Origin of the sequence: Streptomyces silaceus, assembly GCF_001419745.1 — a bacterium.
GTDB lineage: Bacteria > Actinomycetota > Actinomycetes > Streptomycetales > Streptomycetaceae > Streptomyces > Streptomyces silaceus.
Genome location: NZ_LIRJ01000109.1, coordinates 1 through 5,806, shown reverse-complemented (window position 1 = coordinate 5,806; position 5,806 = coordinate 1). Strand labels below are relative to the sequence as shown.

At 75.2% G+C, this 5,806-nt stretch carries 4 protein-coding genes; 2 read left to right on the top strand and 2 right to left on the bottom strand.

Annotated elements, in window-relative coordinates; all coding sequences use genetic code 11:
* Nucleotides 1-561 precede the first annotated feature (561 nt).
* Nucleotides 562-2,982: NACHT domain-containing protein (locus AOK22_RS41870; protein WP_208606391.1), on the top strand; the 2,421-nt coding region annotated here is incomplete at its 5' end.
* A gap of 15 nt (nucleotides 2,983-2,997) precedes the next feature.
* Entirely contained in the window at nucleotides 2,998-3,861 is an 864-nt protein-coding gene (locus tag AOK22_RS12565) for a HEAT repeat domain-containing protein (RefSeq protein ID WP_055698699.1), read from the top strand.
* On the opposite strand, the gene AOK22_RS12560 is transcribed toward AOK22_RS12565, so the two are convergent.
* Together AOK22_RS12560 and AOK22_RS12555 are read right to left on the bottom strand one after the other, a co-directional pair.
* Nucleotides 3,858-4,766: an aminoglycoside phosphotransferase family protein gene (locus AOK22_RS12560; protein ID WP_055698698.1), complete on the bottom strand. Its 909-nt coding sequence runs from the start codon at nucleotides 4,764-4,766 to the stop codon at nucleotides 3,858-3,860. The two genes, AOK22_RS12565 and AOK22_RS12560, sit on opposite strands and share 4 nt — an antisense overlap.
* 48 nt (nucleotides 4,767-4,814) lie before the next feature.
* Nucleotides 4,815-5,735: a molybdopterin-dependent oxidoreductase gene (locus AOK22_RS12555; protein WP_055698697.1), complete on the bottom strand. Its 921-nt coding sequence runs from the start codon at nucleotides 5,733-5,735 to the stop codon at nucleotides 4,815-4,817.
* Between the last annotated feature and the right edge of the window lie 71 nt (nucleotides 5,736-5,806).

Sequence of the window (5,806 nt, the reverse complement as noted above, 5' to 3'; positions counted from 1 at the left end):
GCGGTCGGCGGGCAGCCGTCGCCGTCCGGCGGACCGGGCCCGGCGGGCGGCTCCGGCCCGGCGGGTGGCACGGTCTCCGCCCGTGGTGAGGGAGCCGTGGCCTCCGGCGGGGACGTGCGCGGGAACGCGTTCGGCGACGGAAGCGAGGCCGAGGCGCGGTGAGTCCGGGGGAACGCGGGCAGACAGGGGCCGTTCCTCCGGCGCGGCGGCAGCGGGTCGACGTACGNNGCGTGACCCACACGTACGTCGGGCAGCAGGTCGTCGTGCAGCAGGCCCCGCCACCGCGGGGCCCGGCACCGGTGTCCCCCGAGGACGTCGACGCCGCGCTCTCCCAGTACGCCGTCCGCGTCCGCGAGTGCTACGGCCGCCTCGACCTGGACGTGCTGATCCCCACGGAGGAGGGTGACCATCCGCCGGTCGAGCTGAGCGCGGTCTTCGTACCGCCCCTCGTACGGGCCGACCCGCCGCCGGTCGAGCTGCCCCGCGACCTCGTCAACCGCCTCATGGAGTCCGGGGAATGGCCCGCCGATCTGGTGCCGCCGGGCCTCGAACTCGACNNNNGAGGTCCTCGACGTCCTGGCCGACCCCGCGGCGGACCGGACGGTGCTGCTCGGCGACCCGGGCGCGGGCAAGTCGACGCTGGCGCACCATGTGGCGCTGACGCTCACGGGCGCCGTACCCGCGGGTCCGCTCGCCCCTCTGGCGGGCCGCGTCCCGCTGGTCGTGGAGCTGCGCGAGTACGCCGCCGAACCCTGGCGGAACCGCACCTTCGAGGACTTCCTCGACCACCTCCACACGACGAAGGGCCTGGCGCCACCGAAGCCCGTACTGGATCAACTCCTGTCCGAGGGACGGGTGGTGGTCCTCTTCGACGGCCTCGACGAGCTCTTCGACCCCGCCGCGCGCGAACAGGTCGCCCACCGCGTCGCCGACTTCGCGAGCCGTCACCGGGCGGCCGGGGTGCGGGTGGTCGTGACGTCCCGGGTCATCGGCTACCAACGCGGTGTCCTGGAGCGCGCCGACTTCGCCCACCACATGATCCAGGACCTGAGCGTCGAGCAGATCGGCCGCTTCGCGCGCCAGTGGTACGCGGCCGCGTGCCCGCATGACGCCGGGCGGGCCGAGCGGCTGTGCCGCAGCCTCAGGGAGGCGGTCGACCACTCGCGTCCCGTGCGCGAACTCGCGGGCAATCCGCTGCTGTTGACCATCCTGGCCATCATCGGCCGCCGCAGGGAGCTGCCCCGTGACCGGCAGGGCGTCTACCGGCACGCGGTCGCCGTGCTCGTCGCCCACTGGGACGAGCACGCCAAGCACCTGCGGGTACCGGCCGTCGCCGAGACCCTCGCGTACCTCGGCGACGAGGACCGCCACGAGCTGCTCCGCCTGGTCGCCCGCCGCATGCAGGACGGCCGGGGCGGCATCGCGGGCAACCACATCCACTCGGACGAACTCCTCGCCACGTTCAAGGCGTACCTGTGCGAGCAGTACGAGCTGCCGGCGGCCCAGGCCGTGGCGGCGGCGCGGACCATGGTCCGGCAGTTCCGGGAGCGGAACTTCATCCTGAGCCACTACGGGAGCGGGGTGTACGGATTCGTGCACCGGGCGTTCCTGGAGTACCTGGCGGCGGAGGACATCGACCGGCGGTACACGCGCCACCGCGAGTGGGACCAGGGGGAGTTCGTCGAGGAGGTCTTCGCGCGGCACGCGGCCGACCCGGCCTGGCACGAGGTGCTGCTGCTCCTGGCCGGGCAGATCGGCGAGCCGGAGGCCGCGGCGGCGGTCGACCGGCTGCTGGACCTGCACCGGCACCGGAACCCCTGGTCCGGCACACGGTTCCTCGTGCTGGCCGTCCGCGCGCTGGCGGAGGTGCGGCGGGTCGGGCCGCTGGCGGCGCAGAGCAGGGCGGTCGTCGACGCGGTGATCACGGAGCTGGAGGGGGTGGAGCCCGACAGTGACACGCTGCCCGAACTCGGCGACGCCATCGCGGCGTTCGGCACCTTCTCGCCGCACTGGAGCGGCGGACCGCGTCTTCTGCGGTGGTTCCATCTGCGGGGGCAGTACGCGCGCGCCGCGGAGCTGTCCGTGCGCATCGCGTGCGCGCTGTACGCGGGGGACGCGCCCCTCCGGGTCATGGCGGTGCACGGCCACACCCCGAAGGTGCAGGGCGAGGCCCTGCGGCAACTGGCCCGGCGGTGGGACGGCGAGGCCGCGACGTGGGAGCTGATCCGTGGCCGCGCCGTCGACGACCGGGCCGCCGACACCCGCAAGGAAGCCCTGCGGATCCTGGTGGAGCGCCGGTGGCACGAGGCCGCCACGCGCGACCTGGTGAGGGAACGGGCGGTCGCCGACCGGAGCGAATGGGTGCGCGAGGCCGTGCTGTCCGCGCTCGTCTCCGCCCCGGTGCACGACGAGACCGCGACGGTCGCCCTGATGCGGGACCGCGCGACGTCCGACCCTCATCAGCGCGTCCGTGGCGCGGCGTTGCGCGCGCTGGCCCGGCTGCGTACGGACGACGAGACCCTGCGGCTGGTCCGGTCCGAGATGGGGTCCGCCGCCGAACCCGGCGTGCGCTCCTCGGCTCTGCGGGCGCTGGCCCTGTGCTGGGGCTCGGACCCCGCCACGCGCGACGCGGTCGCCGACGTGGCCGTCCGGGATTCCGCGAGCCATGTCCGGGGCGCCGCACTGTTCCTGCTGGACCGTGGCTGGGGATATCAGCGAACCGTCGTCGAGCTGCTGTACGACCGCGCCGTCGCCGACCCGTCCGACATCGTGAGGTCACAGGCGCTGCACTTCCTGATGGCCAGTCGGCACAGGGGCGTCCGGGCCCGCGAGCTGGCAGGCGACCGCCTGCGGCACGACCCGTCCGAGTACGTCCGCCAGAGCGTTCTGCTGGAGTGGCTCGCGCGTCCGGACGAGGGCGCCCCCGGGTGGCAGCTGCTGCGTGATTGCGTGCTGCACGACGAGAGCGGTGATCTGCGCTAGCTCGCGCTGTCCACCGTGCACGACCGGTTCGGGGACGACGCCGCCGCGCGGGAGCTGCTGCGCGATCGGGCCCTCGACGACCCCGAGGGCCCCGCCCGGGCCTCCGCCCTGCACCTGTTCACGGAGCTGTGCCGCACCGAGGAGTCCACCTGGGAGCTGGCCCGGGACCTGGCGGTCGAAGCGCCGCACGGTGTCACCCGCGGGGTGGCCCTGGAGCAGCTGGCCCGGTTCCGTGGCGAGGACTCCGTCACCTGGCAGCTGGTCGGGGACCGCGCCGTCACCGACCCGGATCAGGACGTCCGGTTCGTGGCGGCGCGGCTGCTGGCAGGCCGCGACGAGGCGGGAGAGATCCTCCGCGCCCGTGCCGTCGAGGACCCGGCCGCCTCGGTCCGGCGCGCGGCCCTGGAAGCGCTCGGCTGCCTGCCCGACTCCGCGGCCGGCGGCTGGGAGACCATCGCCGGTCTTGCCGTCTCGGATCCGGACGAGGGCGTACGCCGCCACGCCCTCTGCCTCCTGGGGGCGCAGCGGGACGCGGACCCCGCCACCCGCGAGCTGCTGCGCGACCGCGCCCTCCTCGACCCCGAGCCGAAGATCCGCCGCTCGGCGCTGCGCTGGCTGGCCGTCGTCGACTCCGGCGACGCCACCGCCGAGACCGCGCGAGACCGGGCCGTCGCCGACCCGTCCGCCGATGTCCGCATCGCCGCGCTCCGCGTCCTGGCCTTCGGCCGGCCCGCACACCCGGAGACGCTGCCGCTGATCCGGGAGCGGACCGGGGCCGACGCCGCGCCTGAGGTACGGGAGGAGGCGGTGCGTGCCCTCGCCGCGGCGGAGGCCCTCGCTGGGTCGGAGGCCCTGGCCGCCGACGCGGGGCCCGGCTAGCGGGCGGTCACCCGTCGCAGCGCCGCCCGGCCCGCGCGGCCCCACGTCACCTTGCCGCCGGGCAGCCCCTGATCGCCCTTGCGGCCCACCGAGAGCAGGCCGAGGCCGGTGCAGACCGCCCAGCCGCGTGCGCGCAGGACCGTCGCCTCGTCGACGCGGCCGTACGCCGCGAAGAAGCGGTCCGCCGCGCCCTCGGGCAGCAGCAGCCAGGCCGCCGCGAGGTCGGTCGCCGGGTCGCCCGCGCAGAGTTCGCCGAAGTCGAGCACGCCGGAGAGGGTGCCGTCCGTGACGACGACGTTCGCGGGGTGCAGGTCGCCGTGCAGCCACCGCGGCGGCGCCTCCCACCGTGGCGCCGCGAGCGCCGCGTGCCACACGTCGCGGGCTTCCGGCGGGATGCCCTCCGCCGCGAGATCGCGCAGCCCCGCGTCGACCGCGGCGGCGTGGAGGCCCAGGGGCACGCCCCGCGTCGCACTGGCCGGGGCGTCGGCCGGAGCGGGGGCGTGGAGCGCGCGGAGGAACGCGGCGAGGGTGTCCGCCGCGTCCTCGGGCCGGCTGATGGGCGTACGGTCGGCCGGTTCGCCCGGCACCCACTTCGCCACCGTCCAAGGCTTCGGGAAGCGGTCGGTCGGTTCACCGAGGTGGAGGGGGGTCGGCACGGGGAGCGGGAGCCCCGGGGCGAGGGCGGGCAGCCAGCGGTGCTCCTTGCGGAGCAGTTCGGGGGCGCGGTCGGTACGGGGGATCCGTACGGCCGACTCCGCGCCCAGCCGCCACATCTCGTTGTCCCAGCCTCGGACGGCCGAATGGACGTCCAGTTCGGACAGGTGCGGGTACTGGTCCTTGAGCAGGGACCGTACGAGGTTCTCGTCGATGCCGGTGCCGTCTTCCGCGTCAGGCCGCGTGCTCATCTCTCTCCCCGTGTCCTGTCGACGTTCGGTCCGGCCACCGGCGGGCCTTCACCCGCGAAGGACATGCGAAGGGCACGAGAAGGACACCTCGTGCACCGAGTTCCGTGCCCCCGGCGGCGGCTGGACGCGCCCGGCCGTGTCCGTCGCCCGTGAGCGGACCGTGTGCGGGCCCGGCCGGAGCGTGCGGCGCAGCGAGAAGCCCTGCCAGGTCGGCTCGGCGCCGAGGGCGTCGAGGGTGGCGGGCTCCCACGGGCCGCCGTCGACGGAGAGCTCCACGCGGGTGACCTCCGTGGCGCTCCAGGCCCGTCCCCTGAACGTCAGGGTCCCCGGCAGCAGTTCGGCGTCCGGGGCGGGCGAGAGGATCTTGCTGTTGACGTCCACCTCGCGCACCGGGCGCGGGGTGTCCTCGCCGGGCGGCGTCCGTGTGTAGAACGTCGTCGTGAACAGGTGCTCCGGGCGCTCGTCCGTCAGCACGATCCGCGTCAGCCACTTCACCGAGTTCGTGCCGAACATGCGGGGGACCACGGCGCGCAGCGGGTGGCCGTGCCGGGCCCTGAGCGGCGCGCCGTTCATGCCGTGGGCCAGGAACACCGCGCGGTGCGCCGTCTCCAGCGGGAGGTCCTTGACGTACGAGAGTCCGTCCTCGCCGTGGAAGGAGCCGGTGTCGGCGCCCTCGAAGACCACGTGCCGGGCGGCGGGCAGCGGGGCGGCGCGGTCCAGGAGCGCGGCGAGCGGGAAGCCCGTCCACTCCACGTTGGTCACCGCGCGCGTCGGCACGTCGGGCCGGAACGGGCTGCCGAAGCACTCGTGGACGGCGGTCAGGTGTCCGGCGGGCAGCGCGAGGACGGCGGGCAGGTCCAGGCGCAGGGGCCGCTCGACCAGGCCCTCCACCGTCAGCGTCCAGGTGTCCGCGTCGATCTCCGGGACGCCCATGTGGCTGCGTACGAAGAGGTTGTCGACCGGCGTCACGAAGTCCGGGCCGGGCGCCGGGTCGGCGTGGGAGGGGTCGCCCGGCCCGGACCGGGCTCTTATACACATCT